The sequence below is a fragment of the Pseudomonas fluorescens genome (assembly GCF_902497855.1).
GTDB lineage: Bacteria > Pseudomonadota > Gammaproteobacteria > Pseudomonadales > Pseudomonadaceae > Aquipseudomonas > Aquipseudomonas fluorescens_BI.
The window spans coordinates 271,811-290,240 of the sequence record NZ_CABVHU010000007.1 but is presented as its reverse complement, the minus strand read 5'-3'; the positions used below and the strand labels follow the sequence as shown (position 1 = coordinate 290,240).

Annotated in this window: 16 protein-coding genes; 10 read left to right on the top strand and 6 right to left on the bottom strand. The window is 59.6% G+C overall.

The annotated features are described in order from the left end of the window. The first annotated feature begins 23 nt into the window (after nt 1-23). The 3 genes from F8N96_RS16640 to F8N96_RS16630 all read left to right on the top strand — a co-directional run bounded on the left by F8N96_RS16640 (nt 24) and on the right by F8N96_RS16630 (nt 3,366). Complete coding sequence (locus F8N96_RS16640) at nt 24-572, top strand: cupin domain-containing protein (protein ID WP_008150195.1); 549 nt, start codon at nt 24-26, stop codon at nt 570-572. A 170-nt stretch (nt 573-742) separates the two neighbouring features. Beyond that, the gene (locus F8N96_RS16635) at nt 743-1,168 is read left to right on the top strand and encodes a c-type cytochrome (protein WP_150798713.1); all 426 of its coding nucleotides are present in this window, start codon (nt 743-745) and stop codon (nt 1,166-1,168) included. Between the two features lie 275 nt (nt 1,169-1,443). Then, on the top strand, nt 1,444-3,366 hold the full coding sequence (locus F8N96_RS16630) for an acetyl-CoA hydrolase/transferase C-terminal domain-containing protein (RefSeq protein ID WP_150798712.1): 1,923 nt from the start codon (nt 1,444-1,446) through the stop codon (nt 3,364-3,366). A gap of 127 nt (nt 3,367-3,493) precedes the next feature. Here the strand turns inward: F8N96_RS16630 and F8N96_RS16625 are convergent, their stop codons facing one another. Together F8N96_RS16625 and rep are read right to left on the bottom strand one after the other, a co-directional pair. Next, nucleotides 3,494-4,066: a xanthine phosphoribosyltransferase gene (locus F8N96_RS16625; RefSeq protein ID WP_020799401.1), complete on the bottom strand. Its 573-nt coding sequence runs from the start codon at nt 4,064-4,066 to the stop codon at nt 3,494-3,496. A gap of 73 nt (nt 4,067-4,139) precedes the next feature. Beyond that, a complete protein-coding gene (gene rep, locus F8N96_RS16620; protein WP_150798711.1) occupies nt 4,140-6,149 on the bottom strand; it encodes a DNA helicase Rep in 2,010 nt (669 codons plus the stop codon). A 261-nt stretch (nt 6,150-6,410) separates the two neighbouring features. On the opposite strand from rep, the gene F8N96_RS16615 reads away from it, so the two are divergent. Then, the gene (locus F8N96_RS16615) at nt 6,411-8,084 is read left to right on the top strand and encodes a putative bifunctional diguanylate cyclase/phosphodiesterase (protein ID WP_150798710.1); all 1,674 of its coding nucleotides are present in this window, start codon (nt 6,411-6,413) and stop codon (nt 8,082-8,084) included. 166 nt (nt 8,085-8,250) lie between these two features. On the opposite strand, the gene F8N96_RS16610 is transcribed toward F8N96_RS16615, so the two are convergent. After that, nucleotides 8,251-9,648: a NorM family multidrug efflux MATE transporter gene (locus tag F8N96_RS16610; RefSeq protein ID WP_150798709.1), complete on the bottom strand. Its 1,398-nt coding sequence runs from the start codon at nt 9,646-9,648 to the stop codon at nt 8,251-8,253. A gap of 158 nt (nt 9,649-9,806) precedes the next feature. On the opposite strand from F8N96_RS16610, the gene F8N96_RS16605 reads away from it, so the two are divergent. After that, the gene (locus tag F8N96_RS16605; RefSeq protein WP_150798708.1) at nt 9,807-10,727 is read left to right on the top strand and encodes a LysR substrate-binding domain-containing protein; all 921 of its coding nucleotides are present in this window, start codon (nt 9,807-9,809) and stop codon (nt 10,725-10,727) included. A 204-nt stretch (nt 10,728-10,931) separates the two neighbouring features. Next, nucleotides 10,932-12,146, top strand: a complete 1,215-nt coding sequence (locus tag F8N96_RS16600; RefSeq protein ID WP_150798707.1) for an aldose 1-epimerase family protein — start codon at nt 10,932-10,934, stop codon at nt 12,144-12,146. A 49-nt stretch (nt 12,147-12,195) separates the two neighbouring features. On the opposite strand, the gene F8N96_RS16595 is transcribed toward F8N96_RS16600, so the two are convergent. After that, nucleotides 12,196-13,692 (bottom strand): YifB family Mg chelatase-like AAA ATPase, encoded by a 1,497-nt coding sequence (locus F8N96_RS16595; protein ID WP_150798706.1) that lies wholly within the window; start codon nt 13,690-13,692, stop codon nt 12,196-12,198. Nucleotides 13,693-14,288: 596 nt separating this feature from the next. Here F8N96_RS16595 and F8N96_RS16590 point away from each other — a divergent pair. Together F8N96_RS16590 and F8N96_RS16585 are read left to right on the top strand one after the other, a co-directional pair. Next, on the top strand, nt 14,289-14,567 hold the full coding sequence (locus F8N96_RS16590) for a type II toxin-antitoxin system RelE/ParE family toxin (RefSeq protein ID WP_150798705.1): 279 nt from the start codon (nt 14,289-14,291) through the stop codon (nt 14,565-14,567). A gap of 8 nt (nt 14,568-14,575) precedes the next feature. Continuing rightward, complete coding sequence (locus tag F8N96_RS16585) at nt 14,576-14,881, top strand: HigA family addiction module antitoxin (RefSeq protein ID WP_007980826.1); 306 nt, start codon at nt 14,576-14,578, stop codon at nt 14,879-14,881. Between the two features lie 50 nt (nt 14,882-14,931). Here the strand turns inward: F8N96_RS16585 and F8N96_RS16580 are convergent, their stop codons facing one another. Together F8N96_RS16580 and F8N96_RS16575 are read right to left on the bottom strand one after the other, a co-directional pair. Next, nucleotides 14,932-15,459 carry a Bro-N domain-containing protein gene (locus tag F8N96_RS16580; RefSeq protein WP_150798704.1) on the bottom strand — a complete coding sequence of 176 codons (528 nt, stop codon included), beginning with the start codon at nt 15,457-15,459 and terminating at the stop codon, nt 14,932-14,934. A gap of 416 nt (nt 15,460-15,875) precedes the next feature. Beyond that, the gene (locus F8N96_RS16575) at nt 15,876-16,136 is read right to left on the bottom strand and encodes an accessory factor UbiK family protein (protein WP_150798703.1); all 261 of its coding nucleotides are present in this window, start codon (nt 16,134-16,136) and stop codon (nt 15,876-15,878) included. Nucleotides 16,137-16,550: 414 nt separating this feature from the next. On the opposite strand from F8N96_RS16575, the gene glnK reads away from it, so the two are divergent. Together glnK and F8N96_RS16565 are read left to right on the top strand one after the other, a co-directional pair. After that, nucleotides 16,551-16,889: a P-II family nitrogen regulator gene (glnK, locus tag F8N96_RS16570; protein ID WP_002555808.1), complete on the top strand. Its 339-nt coding sequence runs from the start codon at nt 16,551-16,553 to the stop codon at nt 16,887-16,889. Nucleotides 16,890-16,924: 35 nt separating this feature from the next. After that, nucleotides 16,925-18,262: an ammonium transporter gene (locus F8N96_RS16565; RefSeq protein WP_150765566.1), complete on the top strand. Its 1,338-nt coding sequence runs from the start codon at nt 16,925-16,927 to the stop codon at nt 18,260-18,262. Nucleotides 18,263-18,430: the final 168 nt, after the last annotated feature.

Genomic DNA, 18,430 nt, shown 5'->3' with positions numbered 1-18,430 from the left:
ACCTGAATCCTGGAGGCGCAAGCTTGGACGTCGGTGAACGACTGCAATCCATCCGTAAGCTCAAAGGCCTTTCCCAGCGTGAACTCGCCAAACGGGCGGGCGTCACCAACAGCACTATTTCGATGATCGAGAAGAACAGCGTCAGCCCCTCGATCAGTTCGCTGCGGAAAGTGTTGGGCGGGATTCCCATGTCCATGGTCGAGTTCTTTTCCGAAGAGATCCTGCAGGAAAAACCGACTCAGATCGTCTACAAGGCCAACGAGCTGATCGACATTTCCGATGGCGCAGTGACCATGAAACTTGTCGGCCGGGCTCACCCGAGCCGGGCTATCGCGTTCCTCAATGAAATCTACCCGCCAGGCGCCGACACCGGTGACGAGATGCTCACCCACGAGGGCGAGGAAACCGGGATTTTGCTCGAAGGAAGACTGGAACTGGTGGTCGGGCTTGAAACTTTTGTGCTCGAAGCTGGCGATAGCTACTACTTTGAAAGCACCAAGCCGCACCGTTTTCGCAATCCGTTCGATGCGCCAGCGCGACTAATCAGCGCAGCTACACCCGCGAACTTTTAACAAAAGAGGCGCCCTGCCAGCACGGCGCAGGTGCCCGGACTGTTTTTCCGCTGCACCACAAGACCCCTTCGACTTTGGGGTTGTTTCAGTGTGGCGGGCTTACCGTTATACTTGCGCCCGCCTGCGAACCGTGGCCGTGGGCGTGACTAGCCACCATTGAGGGTGAACGCGTGAATCTAATTATGAAAATGCTGGCCGTACCAGCAACCGTATTGGCCCTATGGGCAGTCAGCGCTCAAGCTGCGACGAACGATGACATTGCAAAACGCCTTGAGCCAGTCGGCAAAGTCTGTGTACAAGGCCAAGAGTGCAAAGGGATGGAAGTGGCCGCTTCCGCGGGTGGCGGCGACGCCAAGACTCCTGACTCGGTGATTGCCAAGCATTGCAACGCTTGCCACAGCACCGGCCTGTTGGGCGCGCCGAAAATCGGTGATGCCGCGGCTTGGGGCGAACGCTCCAAGAAAGAAGGTGGCGTTGACGGGTTGCTCGCCAAAGCCATCTCGGGCATCAATGCGATGCCACCCAAAGGCACTTGCGCCGATTGCTCCGATGCCGATCTCAAGGGCGCCATCGAGAAGATGTCCGGCCTGAAATAAGGCTTCATCTGCAAGGAAAAAGCCGCTCGCGAGCGGCTTTTTTGTGTCTGCGATTTGCCCTTGGGACTATTCTTTGCAGCAAAGACCCGGCTCTCCCAAGCGAATGCGGTCCACTGTAGGAGCGAGCTCGCTCGCGATGGTCGTTAACGATAACGCGTATTTGCTGGTTAAACGCGGCGCTCTTGAGTCCATCGCGAGCAAGCTCGCTCCTACATTGGCCGGCATTATGGCAAGCTCGGTCTAATCCCCATTCACGGAACGTAAGGGAGGATCAGATGGTGCAGCTGTGTTCTATCGAGCAGGCGGTCGATGACGTGTTGGCACGATTGCCGGCGCATATCCACATGGGCCTGCCCCTCGGCCTGGGCAAACCCAACCACTTCGTCAACGCGCTGTATCAACGCGTTGCACAACTGCCCGAACGGCAGCTGACCATTTACACCGCCCTGTGCCTCGGCCGCCCTGCGTTAGGCGACGGCCTGCAAAAGTGCTTCCTCGAACCCTTTATCGAACGGGTTTTCGGCGACTATCCGGAACTGGATTTCCTTGCGGGCCTGCACAAGGACAAGCTGCCGCCCAACATTCGTATCCAGCAATTCTTTCTGCAGCCTGGCAGCCTGCTCAACAGTGCACCGGCCCAGCGCGATTACGTCAGCAGCAACTACAGTCACGCCGCCCGGGACATCAATGCCGCAGGCTTGAACCTGGTGGCGCAGTTGGTGGCGAGTCACAGCGAGCACCCCGACCGCCTGAGCCTGAGCTGTAACCCGGACATCACCCTCGACCTGTTCCCGATGATCGCCAAGCGCCGTGCGGCAGGGGAGACGATCCTGCTGTTAGGGCAGGTGCACAACGACTTGCCGTACATGCCCGGCGACGCGGAAATCGGCATCGATGCCTTCGACCTGTTGATTGACGAGAAAGACAGCACGACATTGTTCTCCACGCCGAACATGCCGGTGGGTTTTCAGGATCACTTCATTGGCCTGCACGCCAGCACGCTGGTGCGCGATGGCGGCACCTTGCAGGTCGGCATCGGCGCTATGGGCGATGCCCTGACCGCCGCGCTGCTGGCGCGACAAGCCGACAATGACGGCTACAAGGCCTTGCTTGCGGACATCAATCTCAGCCAGTGGGCGCAACTGATCGACCGTGAAGGCGGCGTCGAACCCTTCGCCAAGGGCCTTTACGGCTGCAGCGAAATGTTCGTCAACGGCTTGCTGGTGCTGGCGGATGCCGGGATCGTGCGGCGCAAGGTCTACCCCGATGTGCCGACCCAGCAACAGGCGAATGCCGGCACCCTGGATGAGGCCGCGCAGACTGACGGCATCTGCGTCCATGGCGGCTTCTTCCTCGGGCCGCGCACTTTCTACGAGCGCTTGCGCGATTTGCCCCAGAGCAAGCGGCTCGCATTCAACATGACCCGCATCAGCTACATCAACGAGCTCTATGGTCAGGAAGAGCTCAAGCGTCTGCAGCGCCTCGATGCGCGCTTTATCAATACCGTGTTCACCATGACCCTGTTGGGGGCCGGGGTGGCGGATCAGCTGGAAGACGGGCGGGTGCTCAGCGGTGTGGGCGGGCAGTACAACTTTGTTGCCCAGGGCCATGCGCTGGAAGGTGCGCGTTCGGTGCTGCTATTGCGCAGCTGGCGCGAGTCGGGGGGTGACGTCAGTTCGAACATCGTCTGGGAATACGGCCATTGCACGATCCCGCGGCACCTTCGGGACATCGTGGTGACTGAATACGGCATCGCCGATTTGCGCGGCAAGACGGATGAGGCAGTGATCGAGGCATTGCTGAACATCAGCGACTCACGCTTTCAGCCAGGGTTGATCGAGCAGGCGCAGAACGTTGGCAAATTGCCGAAAGACTTCCGCCTCGATCCACGGTTTGCGGATAACAATCCCCAGCGTTTGCAGGCGATTCAGGCGCAGCATCCGAATCTGTTCCCGGAGTATCCCCTGGGGTGTGATTTCACCGGGGTGGAGCGGGATGTGTTGCGGGCGCTGAACTGGTTGAAGAGCAAGTTCAAGCTCGCCGAGATTCTGGAGTTGGGCAAGGCTGCGCTGGATGCTCCGGAGCCTTCGACTTATCCCGAGCATCTGGAGCGAATGCAGCTGACTGACCCGCAAGGGCTGAAAGAGGATTTGTTCCAGCGGCTATTGCTCACCGGCCTGAAGGCCACCGCGCAATAACAGCCGACACGGTCCCCTGTAGGAGCTGGCTTGCCAGCGAAGGCGGTGGGTCAGTTAATACATGTGTCGACTGACACACCGCTTTCGCTGGCAAGCCAGCTCCTACAGGGGTTGCGGCGTCGGGGGGTTACTCGATGAAGGTCACAACGCCGCCAGCCAGCGACTGCACGCGAGCCAGGGATTCAACCCGATAACCCTGCGCATCCAGCTCCGCACGCCCACCCTGGAACGACTTCTCGATCACGATCCCCAGGCCCGCCACGGTAGCGCCGGCCTGTTTGATGATCGAAATCAGCGCTTGTGACGCCTTACCATTGGCCAGAAAGTCATCGATGATCAGCACGCGATCGCTGCTGGTCAGGTGGCGCGGAGAGATCGCCACGGTGCTTTCAGTCTGCTTGGTGAACGAGTAAACGGTCGCCGACAGCAGGTTTTCGGTCAGGGTCAGGGACTGATGCTTGCGCGCGAAAATCACCGGCACCCCGAGGTTCAGACCGGTCATGATCGCCGGGGCAATGCCTGAGGCTTCGATGGTGACGATCTTGGTGATGCCCGAGTCCTTGAACAGCGTGGCGAATTCGTCGCCGATCAGCTTCATCAGGGCCGGATCGATCTGATGGTTCAGAAAGGCATCGACTTTCAGGACCTGGTCGGAAAGCACGATGCCTTCTTCGCGGATTTTCTTGTGCAGTGCTTCCACAACAGCTTCCTCAGTTGGCGCAACGGGCGGGCGCCTGGCTCGTAAAAAGTGCTTGGTTAAAAAGTAGTCAATTCTAGCGCTTTAACATCGCGCGTATATCCGCCAATGCCGAATTGCCGCGCACGGCTTTGACTTCGGTCGGGGTGTCGTCGTTGCCTTCCCAGGCCAGGTCGTCCGGCGGCAGTTCATCGAGGAAACGGCTCGGTGCGCAGTCGATGATCTCGCCGTATTGCTTGCGCTTGGCGGCGAAGGTGAAGGCCAGTGTCTGACGCGCACGGGTAATTCCGACGTAGGCCAGGCGGCGTTCTTCCTCGATGGTGTCGGCTTCGATGCTGGAGCGGTGCGGGAGGATTTCCTCCTCCATGCCCATGATGAACACGTAGGGAAACTCCAGGCCCTTGGAGGCATGCAAAGTCATCATCTGCACGCCTTCGGCGCCGTCTTCCTCTTCCTGCTGACGTTCCAGCATGTCGCGCAGCACGAGCTTGCCGATAGCATCTTCGACGGTCATCTCGCCTTCTTCGTCTTTCTCGAGGGTGTTCTTCAACGCCTCGATCAGGAACCAGACGTTACCCATGCGGTAATCGGCGGCCTTGTCGCTGGAACTGTTGGTGCGCAGCCAGTTCTCATAGTCGATGTCCATGACCATGCTGCGCAGGGCGGAGATCGGGTCTTCACCGGCGCACTGCTCGCGGACCCTGTCCATGAAGCGCTTGAAGCGCGACAGGCGATCGGTGAAGCGGGCATCCAGGTGTTCGCCCAGGCCGATTTCGTCCGTAGCGGCGTACATCGAGATTTTTCGTTCGGTGGCGTAGTTGCCTAGCTTTTCCAGTGTGGTCGAACCGATTTCCCGGCGTGGGACGTTGATCACCCGCAGGAAGGCGTTGTCGTCATCCGGGTTCACGATCAGGCGGAAGTACGCCATCAGGTCTTTCACTTCCTGACGTCCGAAAAAGCTGTTGCCGCCGGACAATCGATAAGGAACCTGGTGATGCTGCAACTTCAGCTCGATCAACTTGGCCTGGTAATTACCGCGATACAGGATCGCGAAATCGCTGTATGGCCGATCGGTGCGCAAGTGCAGGCTGAGGATTTCCACGGCCACGCGCTCGGCTTCGGCGTCTTCGTTGCGACAGCGGATCACACGGATCTCGTCGCCGTGACCCATTTCACTCCACAGCTGCTTTTCGAATTCGTGCGGGTTATTCGAGATCAGCACGTTGGCGCAGCGCAGGATGCGGCTGGTGGAGCGGTAGTTCTGCTCGAGCATGACGACTTTCAGGGACGGGTAATCGTCCTTGAGCAACATCAGGTTTTCCGGGCGGGCGCCGCGCCAGGCGTAGATCGACTGGTCGTCGTCGCCGACCACGGTGAACTGGTTACGGGTGCCGATCAGCAGCTTCACCAGCAGATATTGACTGGCGTTGGTGTCCTGGTATTCGTCCACCAGCAGGTAACGGACTTTGTTCTGCCACTTTTCCAGGATGTCGGCGTGCTCCTGGAAAAGTTTTACCGGCAGCAGGATCAGGTCGTCGAAGTCCACTGCGTTGAACGCCTTGAGCGTGCGCTGATAGTGGGTATAGACGATGGCGGCGGTCTGCTCCTTGGGGTTGCGCGCATTTTCCAGGGCTTCGGGCGGCAGGATCAGGTCGTTTTTCCAGGAGCCGATCATGTTCTTGATCTCGTCGACGCCGTCGTCGCCCGAGTATTCCTTCTGCATGATGTCGGTCATCAAGGCTTTGACGTCGGTCTCGTCAAAGATCGAAAAGCCCGGCTTGTATCCCAGGCGAACATGTTCCTTGCGGATGATGTTCAGGCCCAGGTTGTGAAAGGTGCACACCGTCAGGCCGCGGCCTTCGCCGCCCTTGAGCAGGGTGCCGACCCGTTCTTTCATCTCGCGCGCGGCCTTGTTGGTAAAGGTCATGGCGACGATGTACTGGGCGCGGATGCCGCAGTTCTGGATCAAGTGCGCGATCTTGCGCGTGATCACGCTGGTCTTGCCGGAGCCTGCGCCGGCGAGCACCAAAAGAGGGCCGCCGACGTAGCTCACGGCTTCTTGCTGCCGGGGATTGAGTCGGGACATACGAAATAAAGGAGTCGTTTGCGAAATGGGCCGGCATTTTAACAGGCTCAGCGAATTGTGCTGCTCTCTCCGACTTGTGACGTAGCACGCTTTCGCCAATTGCCGGTTTTGTTACTTTCACGCAGGATGCGCGTTGAATTTGCGACTAATGTTCAAAATTCGAATTCAACGCCGCGTTTGACAACCATGTCATTTGGTCATTGGTGACCGGCGCTGCATAATGCCCGCCGCCTACATCATTGCAGAGTCTGGGGAGCCAGCTTGTCTACGCCTGTCGAACCCTTGCGTTTGCTGCTGCTGGCCGAAGAGCCGGGGTGGGCGGCGTTGTTGCGCGAGTGTCTGGCTCCGATGGGGAGCTCGGCCGTGCTGATCAGCGCGCCGAGCTGGGAGTCGGTCAGCCGTCTGTTCGATGACAATCGCAGCGCGGTGTTATTGACGATCCCGGCACTCCAGCCCCAGCCGGGTCGTTGCAGTCTGCCGACGGTATTGCTGCTCGAACATGAGCCGCTGTCGCCGCCCGATGGTGTGAGCGACTGGCTGGTGCGCGATCTGCTGGATGCGGGCATGCTGCGCCGGTGCCTGCGCCATGTGCGTGAGCGCGGCGTGCTGGAAAACACGCTGCAGCGCCTGGCCGAGCAAGACCCGCTGACTGGTATCGCCAATCGCCAGGGGTTCCAGACCTTGCTGACAGCGCGGCTGGCGGAAAACGAAGGCCGCGGCCTGGCGCTCGGCCACCTCGACCTCGACAACTTCCGTCATGCCAACGATTCCCTCGGCCATCAGGCCGGTGACCGATTGATCCTGCAAGTGGTCGCTCGGCTCAAAAGCCAACTCGAAGCCGGCGATCAGCTGGCGCGGTTGGGCAGTGATGAATTTGCCTTGCTGATCGACACCCGTCGCGCGCCCGAACGCGCCGAGTGGATGGCCGAACGGATCACCGAAGCGCTGGCAGAGCCCTATTGGATCGACGGCGAAAGCCTGCTGATCGGCTCCAGTCTCGGTATTGCCCACGCCCGGGCCCAGGCTGGTGCCGACCCGCTGATGTGGCACGCGCACATTGCCATGCAGCAGGCCAAGAGCACACAGGGCTGCACCTTTCACATCTTCAACGAACGCATCAATCGCAATGCCCGCAGCATGGCTGACCTGGAAAGTGAGCTGCGCCGGGCCTTGCGTCGCGATGAGCTGGAGCTGCACTACCAACCACGGCTGAACCTCGAGGACGGGCACATCGTCGGTCTCGAAGCCCTGGTGCGCTGGCGGCATGCTGAACGCGGCTTGCTGCCACCGAGCGAATTCGTGCCGCTGGCCGAGCAAAGCGGTTTGATCGTGCCCCTGGGTTACTGGGTAATTTCCCGCGCCTTGCGGGACATGCAGGCACTGCGCGAACGGGGCTTGCCGGCGTTGCACATGGCGATCAACCTGTCGTTCCGGCAGTTTCAGGACAGCCAATTGCTGTCGACCCTGAGCCGGCTGATTGCCGAGCGCGGCGTCGAGGCGCAGTGGCTGGAGTTCGAACTGACCGAAACCGCGGTCATGCGTCGCAGCGATCTGGTGAAACAGACCATGGATGCCCTGGGGCGCCTGGGGGTACGTTTCTCCCTGGACGACTTCGGCACCGGATTCTCTTCGTTCGTGCACCTCAACAGCCTGCCGATTGCTTTGCTGAAAATCGACAAGAGCTTTGTCGGCGGCATGGAACAGCGCGAAGAGAATCGCAAACTGGTGCATGCGATGATCAACCTGGCACACAACCTCAATCTCGACGTGGTCGCCGAAGGTGTGGAAACGCCGGAGCAGCTGAGTCTGTTGCGCGGGTTTGGGTGTAATCAGGTGCAGGGGTATCTGATCAGCAAGCCGTTGCCGTTGGCGGAGTTGATTGAGTATCTGACGTTTGGTGGCGGTCAGCAGTCGATGATGGATGTGGTGGTCTGATTGCAACCGCAGCCCCTGTATCTGACGGTCACCGCAACCCAGAGGGTCATGGCGGTCTGACGGCCGCCACAACCCCTGTAGGAGCTGGCTTGCCAGCGAAGGAGTGTCAGTCGACATCGATGTGGCTGACCCACCTTCGCTGGCAAGCCAGCTCCTACAGGGGATCTCAGTCGGCCTGGGCGATTTGGAAGTTGGCCCCTGACGAAGGCTCACGCCGAATCATCCGCTTCATCTTCCATTCAAACGCCAGCGTCAGGCTCACCGCCGCACACGCCAGCCCCAGCGCCAACCCCCACCAGACGCCCGTCGGTCCCCCATCCAAATGGAAAGCCATCCACCAGGCGGCTGGCGCACCAATCAGCCAATAGCAGCCCAATCCCACCAGGAACGTGGTCTTGGCATCCTTGAGCCCGCGAATGCAGCCCATGGCGATGGTTTGCGTGCCGTCGAACAGCTCAAACCATGCCGCTACCGCCAACAGACTCACCGCCAGGTCGATGACCTCGCGAAATGCCGGGTCGTTGTGGTCCAGGAACAAGCCGATCAACTGATTCGGCAGCAGCCAGAAAACCATCGCAAAGCCCAGCATTGCCGCGGCCCCGAAAGCAATACCAACCCGTCCGGCCAGCCGCGCGCCCAACAGTTGCCCCGCACCGTAGTGCTGGCCGATGCGCATGGTGATCGCATAGGAAAGCCCCGCCGGGATCATGAACGCCACCGAGACGATCTGCAGGGCGATCTGATGCGCCGCCAATTGCGTACTGCCCATGGTGCCCATGCACAGCGCCGCGAAGGCAAACAGCCCGACTTCCACCGCGTAGGTGCCGCCAATGGGCAGGCCGAGGCGCCACAGTTCCTTCAGGTACTGGCGGTTGGGCCGCGACAGGCCCTGGCGCAGTGGATAAGCGTCGTAGGCCGGATGCCGACGGATGTGCAGAGCGAGCGCCAGCGCCATGAGGTTGGCAACGATCGCCGTCACCAGGCCGATGCCCACCAGACCCATTTTCGGCAGGCCGAACATGCCGGTGATCAACGCATAGTTGAGCAGGAAGTTGGCCACCGTGCCGCCGAGGCTGATGACCATCACCGGCGTCGCGCGGCCGATGGCGCTGGTGAAACCGCGCAGGGCCATGAAGCTCAAATAGCCGGGCAGGGCAAACGGCAGGACCAGCAGGAATTGCCCGGCCGCCTCGACGTTGGTTTCGGTCTGGCCGAACAGCAGCAGCACCGGTTTGAGGTTCCACAGCAGCACACCCGCCACCAGCGCCATCAACCACGCCAGCCACAGGCCGGCCTGGGTCAGGCGCGCCGCACCGACAATGTCGCCAGCGCCCTGACGGATCGCTACCAGGGTGCCGACCGCCGCAATGACGCCTATGCAAAAGATCGACACGAATGAATAACTGGCTGCACCAAGGCCGCCGCCAGCGAGTGCCTCGGGACTCAGGCGCGCCATCATCAAGGTGTCGGTGAGGACCATCAGCATGTGCGCCAACTGCGAGGCAATCAACGGCCCCGCCAGCCGCAGGATGGCCCAGAGTTCAATGCGTGCTGGATGCTGCATGGTCATCACGCTCGATCGATAAAGTTAGCAGGAAAGCGTCGATTCTCGGCGCTTTGCGGGGAATTCACAAAGGGATAAAAAGGATGGGTGGCATGATTAAAACTCATGCTAGGACGTTTCTGTTAACTTCATCTCATTACGCTGTAGGAGTCTTCCTGATGTCCCGTCGTCTTCCTCCCTTGTATGCCCTTCGCGCATTCGAAGCAGCGGCGCGGCATAGCTCGTTTACCCGGGCCGCCGAAGAATTGTCGATCACTCAAAGTGCGGTCAGCCGGCACATTCGTACGCTCGAAGAGCATTTCGCCTGTCGGCTGTTCCATCGCAGTGGGCGCAATCTGCAATTGACCGAGTCCGCGCGGCTGATCCTGCCCGGCATCCGGGAAGGATTCGCGGCACTGGAGCGCGCATGCCACACCCTGCGTGCCGAGGACGACATCCTGCGCATGAAAGCGCCGTCCACCCTGACCATGCGTTGGCTGCTGGCGCGGCTCAGCCGATTCCGGCATTTGCAACCGGGCAACGAGGTGCAACTGACCAGCGCCTGGATGGACGTCGACTCGGTGGACTTCAACCATGAACCCTTCGACTGCGCCGTCATCCTCAGCAACGGCAATTTTCCTCCGGACTGGGAGGCCAGTTTCCTGTTCCCGGAAGAGCTGATTCCCGTCGGCGCGCCGAATCTTCTGAACGATCAACCGTGGGACCTCGCACGCCTGGCCAATGCCGAACTGCTGCACCCGACCCCGGATCGCCGTGACTGGCGCAATTGGCTGGAGCGCATGGGCCTGACCGATCAGGTGTCGCTCAAGGGCGGGCAGGTGTTCGACACACTGGAGTTGGGCATGATCGCCGCCGCCCGAGGATACGGCGTGTCCATGGGTGATTTGCTGATGGTGGCGGAGGACGTTGCCCAGGGACGGCTGAGTCTGCCGTGGCCGACAGCCGTTGCCAGCGGTGAGAAATATTACCTGGTCTGGCCGAAAACCCGACCCGGTGGTGAGCGTATGCGCCGGCTCAGCGATTTCCTGCAGGGCGAAGTGCGGGCGATGGAGTTACCGGAGGTTGAGCGCCTGAGCTGAATCGATGCGGTTTTGGTGGTCACACATCTTGAGTTCGCCGCAATTCCCTGTGGGAGCGAGCTTGCTCGCGATGGAATCGCTTCAATGTTCTGAATTAACGCAAAGCTTCGAATCGCCACGTCTTTTTTAATCTTGTTTATAGGACTTGATGAATCGTTTCAGCAAGGCTATAAAAATGGCACAACTCCAAGAAAGGCTCCTGCCATGACCCCGCTCAAACTCCTCATTAGCCTCGGCGCATTGTCCGCCGCCTCCCACGCCATGGCCTGGGACTACGTCTTGCTCGACACCGACAAGGCCGCCCAGAACTGGCAGATCACCAGCCAGCAACTCGGCGTGAAAACCGACAAACCTTTCTCCGTGACCCTGCGCACCTTGCACGGCGGTCGGCAGGAAGGCGTCAGCATCGTCGACATCGATAACGGCACAATGAAACTCTCGGTGGTGCCGACACGAGGAATGAACGTGCTGCAAGCCTCGGTCGGCACTGTGCGCATGGGCTGGGATTCGCCGGTCAAGGAAGTGGTCAATCCATCTTTCATCGAGCTCAACGGTCGCGGCGGCCTGGGCTGGCTGGAAGGCTTCAACGAACTGGTCACCCGCTGCGGCTACGAATGGGTCGGCCACCCCGGCATGGACAATGGCGAACTCCTGACCCTCCACGGCCGCGCGGCCAACATCCCGGCCAATAAAGTCACCCTGCACATCGACGAAAAACCGCCGTACGCCATCAGCCTGCGCGGCGAGCTGAAAGAGCAGGCGTTCAAGAAAGTCGACTTCTCCGTCGCGACCGAACTGGTCACCGAACCCGGCAGCGTGAGCTTCAGCCTCAACGACACCCTGACCAATAACGGCGACTATTCAAAGGAACACCAGGCGCTGTACCACAGCAACTTCAGCACCCCATTCCTCGAGCAGGGCGCCCGCTTCGTCGCGCCGGTGAAACAAGTATCGCCATTCAACGACAAGGCCAAAGGCGATCTGCCGGACTGGCAAACCTACCGTGCGCCGACCAAGGACTACGACGAAACGGTTTACAACGTCGTGCCCTATGCCGACGCCAAGGGCGATACGCTGACCGTGCTGCATAACAAGGCAGGCAGCCTGGGTGTCTCGGTCGGCTTCAACACTCAAACGCTGCCCGTGTTCTCCCTGTGGAAAAACACCGATACCCAAGGGCAGGGCTATGTCACGGGTCTTGAGCCGGGAACGAGCTTTTCCTACAACCGCCGGTATCAGCGGCCACTGGGTCTGGTGCCCACGATTGGGCCGAAGGAGCAGAAGCAGTTCCGGATCAGCTATAGCTTGTTGGGGGATAAAGGTGCCGTGGATCAGGCGTTGAAGCGGGTGAGCGAGATTCAGGATGGGCGGGAAACCGAAGTGCGGCAGACGCCGTTGGTGGATCTCACCAAGGGATGACACCTGGACCATTCTTCATTTCGGTTCGCTGAAGGCTTCCTCGACTGAACTATTCAGGGCTCGACGGCCTGTATTGAAGCGCCTCAGCCAAATGTTCGCGTCGAATGCCATCGACTTGCTCAAGGTCCGCCAAAGTGCGCGCTACCTTGAGCAGGCGGTGGGCGGCTCGCAGGGACAAGGTCAAACGCTCGCAGGCGGTTTCCAGCCAGTTTTCATCGGCTGTGGATAGTTTGCAGTGTTTGCGCAGGCCCGGCAGATCAAGGAACGCGTTCGCACAGCCCTGGCGTTTTTGTTGTCGTTCTCGTGAATGGGCAACCAGTTGCGCGGCGGTGGCCGTGTCGTCACCGGATTTCGAGGCAGGATTCAACGCCGTGGCCTCCCGTGCGACGGTCAGGTGCAGGTCGATGCGATCCAGCAGCGGTCCCGACAGTTTATTGCGATAACGCTGGACCATGTCCGGTGTGCAGGAACAGCGACCACTCGGTTCACCAAGATATCCACAGGGGCAGGGATTCATCGCGGCGACCAGCTGAAACCGCGCCGGAAAGCGTACGCGGTCCCTGGCGCGGGAAATCACGATGTGGCCGGATTCCAATGGCTCCCTCAGTACCTCCAATACCTTGCGGTCAAATTCCGGGAGTTCATCGAGGAACAGCACGCCATGGTGGGCAAGGGTGATCTCACCGGGTTGAGGTTTCGAGCCGCCGCCCACCAGGGCCGGCCCGGAAGCGGAGTGATGGGGTTGGCGAAACGGTCGCTGCGGCCAATGGCTCAACGGCACACAACTGGCGACCGATTGAATCGCAGCGACTTCCAGCGCCTCGCTTTCTGCCAATGGCGGCAACAACCCCGGCAGGCGACTCGCCAGCAGTGTTTTGCCCGTCCCCGGAGGCCCGCTGAACAACAGGTTATGCGCGCCCGCCGCCGCAATCAGCAACGCACGCTTGGCCGCGAGTTGGCCCTGCACATCGTTCAAGTCGGGATAGGGTTTGCTGGCATGCATCAAGCCATCCGAAACGTATGGCTCGATGGGCGTATGGCCATTGAAATGCGCAACGGCTTCCAGCAGATGGTCCACCGCAATCACCTTCAACCCCGACGCCAGGCACGCCTCCTCGGCATTGGCCCGCGGCACCAATAATGTCCGTCCGGCCTTGCGCGCGGCCAATGCCGCCGGTAACACACCGCGAACCGCCCGCACTGCACCGGACAGCGCCAATTCCCCAAGGCATTCCACATCGTCCAGCGTCAGCGTCGGCACCTGGACACTGGCCGACAGGATCCCCAGGGCAATCGCCAGATCAAATCGGCCGCCATCCTTCGGTAGATCCGCGGGAGCGAGATTCAACGTAATGCGCCGCGCCGGAAATTGCAGACCCGAATTGATGATCGCGCTGCGCACGCGGTCCTTGCTTTCCCTCACGGCTGTTTCGGGTAAACCGACCATCGTCAGGGATGGCAAGCCGTTGGCCAGATGGACTTCCACGGTGACGGCGGGGGCATCCACGCCAATCTGGGCGCGGCTGTGGACAATGGAGAGGGACATGGGTCGTTCCTTGAGCTGACACGAGGACCGCTTCCTGCGGTTTTTTAAGGGTAGTCGAGAGGCGGCGATTTAGCGTGGCGGGGCAGGTGCCAAACCTTCGCAGAATGTTGCGAGTGTCGGTGAGCTAATTCGGAAGCAAAAAACTGCCAGGCAGGCGGCGATTCTGCACGGGCCCTCAGGCCCTTGGTCCGGCAAGCGGGCCACTGGGCTCAAGTTCTTTGCCGTGAGCAGCCGCGACATTAAAAAAGCGGCGTTGATTGGCTGATAGGTTGCCCGCTAGTCGACGTGCCTCAGCATGGTATTCAGCGACGAGTAACAGCCTGGCTTTTCGCTTTTTGGGTTTCATAACGATCTCTTTTGAATGTGTGCATTGGTTTTTTAGGTCAGTCAGCTTAAGGGGTGGACACGGTTCTAATGCAATGGGAGCTGGAGCTTTTTGTTGTAGGAATAGTCTGGATTTCGACGGTGTTCCGAAGGGCGCAGGTAGTCCTTTTCCTAAAGTTTCGTACGGGAGGTCGAGAGTCAAAGCAGCACGTTTGCTTTTATGAATTCAGGTTATACACTCAAGATTAATGCATAACGTTAAGCTTTAAATTATGATCGTTAGCTTTAAGTGTTCTGAGACCGAGTACCTGTTTCGCAACGGTAAGACCCGTATGTGGTCAGCCATTCTGAGTGTCGTGGAACGAAAGCTGACGATGCTTGATGATGCTGCCGTGCTGAGGGACCTTCGATCACCGCCAGGCAATCGTTTGGAGGCGCTGGAAGGTAATCGAGACGGTCAGTACAGCATCCGAATCAACGCTCAATGGCGAATTTGCTTTGTTTGGGGTCCTAATGGACCTGAGAATGTCGAAATCGTCGATTATCACTGAGGTGAGTAATGACTAAGAATGGTATGCGCCCGGTGCATCCTGGCGAGATCCTCAAAGAGGAATATCTGGAGCCTTTGAGCCTTACGGCTGCCGCTCTGGCCAGAGCGTTGAACGTGTCGACACCTACGGTGAACGACATCGTGCTTCAGCGTCGGGGTGTCAGCGCTGATATGGCGCTAAGGCTATCTATCTGTCTGGATACTACCCCGGAGTTTTGGCTGAACCTGCAATCGACTTACGATTTGCGCAAAGCCGAGATTGAGCGAGGGGCTGCGATACGGGATCAGGTTGAGCGGCTTGCGCACTGCGCCTGATGCTTCTTGTTGAACGAAGAACCCCACGTTGAAAGCGTGGGGTTTTTTATTTAGAGCGTTTGCAGCATCCGCGAAGCTCTTCTCCACCATGGAGTAACGACTGCGCGTCGTGGTTGCTCTCCTTCAGGTAGTACGTGCGGAACATCCTGCAGCCGAATCCATGGCTGGTTGTTCCAATGCAGCAGGCTCAACGACATCTGCGGCCAATTCAGCCGGCTCAAAATCGGGCGTTCGGTTGAGGTGGGGTGCTGGGCGTCTCTGAGGGCTGGCACCACATCGTGGGTCAGCCATTCGCGCAGGGCTCGGTATTCGGGGCAGTAGTGATAGACCAGTAGCGCGTAGACGCCGGATTCGCTGATCAGCAGCGTGTTTTCGATGCGGCCGTGGGTGAGTGTTTTTGCGGTTTGGCGTTGGTCGGGGTCGAGTTTTCGGAGGGTGCGTTCGTCGAGGAAGAGGCGTAGCAGTCGGCCGAGGTCGCGGGCGCTGAACCAGGGTTGGTTTTGCAGGAGGAGGGCGTGGAGGTGGAGGTTGTGGCGGGTGAAGATGTGGGGGGTTAGATAAGTGTCATCGTTATTCATTGATACAGCTCCTTTTGCTTGAAAAGGCTGCCAGCAATCGTCGCCAAACAATTGGGTGGCAGCTGTACGCGGGTTGGCGAACCGGAGCAAAAGGAACCCGGCAGACCCGAAGGTCTCCCACGCACAACCGCCATGACTCGAGTCGATGGTCTTCGTGCGCCTTAAGCTTTCCGGGTCGCCAAACCCAGTGCTGAACATTCAGCATTGGGTGAGCTTAGGAACCTGGGCTTTGCGGCGCAATCGGACGGCGGTGGTGATGTTTGTAGGACGTTGCTGAGATGGTTGCGGGGCGTAGGATCAGGAGATCGTCCGAGGACGCGGCCTGAGCCTTCGACTGCTTCTACCTCTCTGTTGGCAGATAGGCCGCCTTCGCTGGCAAGCCAGCTCCTACAGGGGGCTGCATTTCAAATCAGGGGTTATTCGGTGGGGGGGTTGAGCTTGGCTTCCAGCTCGGCCACTTTCGCTTCGAGGCTCTCCAGCCGTGCCCGGGTCCGTGCCAGTACGATCATCTGGCTGTCGAACTCTTCCCGGCTCACCAGGTCCAGCTTGTTGAAGCCGCTCTGCAACAAAGCCTTGAACTGGCTTTCGATTTCGCTTTTCGGCAGTGGGTTGTCGCCGCTGAAGAGGCGGGAGGCGGTGCCGCTCAGGGCGTCGAGGAAGTCTTTGGGCGCGAGCATGGGAAATGTCCTGGAAACAATGGCGAGCAGTGTATCACGCAGTGTCTATAGTCAATCCCGACTGCAGGGATGCACGCTTTTCGCGCATGGGGACGGACGGTATCGCACTGTTGTTGTGCGTATTCGGCGGACCCTTCTGGCGCAGGGTCGGGTGGTTGCGATCAAGCCATTGAATTCATGGGTTTTTGTGGAGATGGCAAGCTTTCTGCTTAGACGGTAGTGACCCATGCACTGATGCAGTCGCCGTGACGAATGCAGTGCGCCAAGCGGAGCGGGGAGTTTCGTGAGGAGCGGTTAGCTGGCGTCGGACGGGCAGGTAAGGCCGACGATGCGTTACAAAGCCAGGCACTGCGCTTAGACTTGAGTCGGGTTTGTTTTCCTGGGGCAAGTCCACCAATTCGGGAGAGAGTTTTCATGAAGCTAGTCACTGCCATCATCAAGCCGTTCAAGCTGGACGACGTACGCGAGTCGCTGTCCGAGATCGGCGTGCAGGGCATTACCGTTACTGAAGTCAAAGGCTTCGGCCGGCAGAAGGGTCACACCGAGCTGTATCGCGGCGCGGAATACGTGGTCGATTTTTTGCCCAAGGTGAAAATCGATGTCGCCATTGACGACAAGGATCTGGATCGGGTTATCGAGGCGATAACCAAGGCGGCCAACACCGGCAAGATCGGTGACGGCAAGATCTTCGTGGTCAATCTGGAACAGGCGATTCGCATCCGTACCGGCGAAACCGATACCGACGCAATCTAAGCCGCCACCACCCCAACGCCCCAGGAGAAAACAATATGACTCTGCGTAAATTCGCAGGGCTAGGAGCCCTGTTGTCCCTCGTAATGCCCAGCCTGGTCATGGCGGCAGACGAAGTGGCGGCCCCAGTCCTCAATTCGGGTGACACTGCCTGGATGCTGACCTCGACAGCCCTCGTGCTGTTCATGACTATTCCCGGCCTTGCGCTGTTCTACGGCGGCATGGTTCGGTCGAAAAACATTCTTTCCGTGATGATGCAGTGCTTCGCCATTACCGGCCTGATCAGCATTCTGTGGGTCATTTATGGCTACAGCATCGCGTTCGACACCACCGGCATGGAGCAGGGCGTCGTCAACTTCAACTCGTTCTTCGGCGGCATGGGCAAGGCATTCCTCGCCGGTGTCACGCCATCGAGCCTGACCGGTCCTGCGGCGCTGTTCCCTGAGGCGGTGTTCATCACCTTCCAGATGACGTTCGCCATCATCACCCCGGCGTTGATCGTCGGTGCCTTTGCCGAGCGGATGAAGTTCTCCGCCATGCTGATCTTCATGGGCATCTGGTTCACCCTGGTGTATGCACCGATCGCGCACATGGTCTGGTCCGGTAACGGCGGCCTGATGTGGGACTGGGGCGTGCTCGACTTCGCTGGCGGCACCGTGGTGCACATCAATGCCGGTGTGGCCGGTCTGATCTGCTGCCTGGTACTGGGCAAGCGCAAAGGCTTCCCGATCACCCCGATGGCACCGCATAACCTCGGCTACACACTGATGGGCGCGGCAATGCTGTGGGTCGGCTGGTTCGGTTTCAACGCAGGTTCCGCTGCGGCGGCCAACGGCACTGCCGGTATGGCGATGCTGGTCACCCAGATCGCCACCGCCGCTGCCGCATTGGGCTGGATGTTCGCCGAGTGGGTCACCCACGGTAAACCAAGCGCACTGGGTATCGCCTCGGGTGTGGTAGCGGGTCTGGTCGCCATCACGCCGGCCGCAGGCACCGTGGGCCCGATGGGCGCACTGGTGATCGGTCTGGCGGCGGGCGTGGTGTGCTTCTTCTGCGCTACCACCCTGAAACGCAAGCTCGGCTATGACGATTCCCTGGACGCCTTCGGCGTGCACGGTATTGGCGGTATCCTCGGCGCGATCCTGACCGGTGTCTTCGCCGCTCCGGCCCTGGGTGGTTTCGGCACCGTGACCGATATCGGTGCACAGGTCTGGATCCAGCTCAAGGGGGTGGGTTTCACCGTGATCTACACCGCGATCGTCACCTTCATCATCCTCAAGGTCCTGGACGCCGTCATGGGGCTGCGTATCACCGAAGAAGAAGAGGCCGTCGGCATCGACCTGGCACTCCACAACGAGCGCGGCTACAACTTGTAAGAACGCGCCTAAAAATTTGCCCGGCTTGCCGGGCATTTTTTTGTCTGGAGTTTGTCAGTGAAGGAGCAGCTGAAAGGTTTTTTCGTACAGGTTTCGTGACGTTTACGCAGCGTGTTTTTGTGCGGCCAATGGCTTACATGATTGAAGGAATATTAGGGCCTTTGTTTT

Excerpts from the sequence above, each read along its gene's own strand:
- F8N96_RS16630 (WP_150798712.1), top strand. The coding sequence starts at position 1,444 with ATGGTGCAGCTGTGTTCTATCGAGCAGGCGGTCGATGACGTGTTGGCA.
- rep (WP_150798711.1), bottom strand. The coding sequence starts at position 6,149 with ATGTCCCGACTCAATCCCCGGCAGCAAGAAGCCGTGAGCTACGTCGGC.
- F8N96_RS16610 (WP_150798709.1), bottom strand. The coding sequence starts at position 9,648 with ATGCAGCATCCAGCACGCATTGAACTCTGGGCCATCCTGCGGCTGGCG.
- F8N96_RS16605 (WP_150798708.1), top strand. The coding sequence starts at position 9,807 with ATGTCCCGTCGTCTTCCTCCCTTGTATGCCCTTCGCGCATTCGAAGCA.
- F8N96_RS16600 (WP_150798707.1), top strand. The coding sequence starts at position 10,932 with ATGACCCCGCTCAAACTCCTCATTAGCCTCGGCGCATTGTCCGCCGCC.
- F8N96_RS16595 (WP_150798706.1), bottom strand. The coding sequence starts at position 13,692 with ATGTCCCTCTCCATTGTCCACAGCCGCGCCCAGATTGGCGTGGATGCC.
- F8N96_RS16590 (WP_150798705.1), top strand. The coding sequence starts at position 14,289 with ATGATCGTTAGCTTTAAGTGTTCTGAGACCGAGTACCTGTTTCGCAAC.
- F8N96_RS16585 (WP_007980826.1), top strand. The coding sequence starts at position 14,576 with ATGACTAAGAATGGTATGCGCCCGGTGCATCCTGGCGAGATCCTCAAA.
- F8N96_RS16580 (WP_150798704.1), bottom strand. The coding sequence starts at position 15,459 with ATGAATAACGATGACACTTATCTAACCCCCCACATCTTCACCCGCCAC.
- F8N96_RS16575 (WP_150798703.1), bottom strand. The coding sequence starts at position 16,136 with ATGCTCGCGCCCAAAGACTTCCTCGACGCCCTGAGCGGCACCGCCTCC.
- glnK (WP_002555808.1), top strand. The coding sequence starts at position 16,551 with ATGAAGCTAGTCACTGCCATCATCAAGCCGTTCAAGCTGGACGACGTA.
- F8N96_RS16565 (WP_150765566.1), top strand. The coding sequence starts at position 16,925 with ATGACTCTGCGTAAATTCGCAGGGCTAGGAGCCCTGTTGTCCCTCGTA.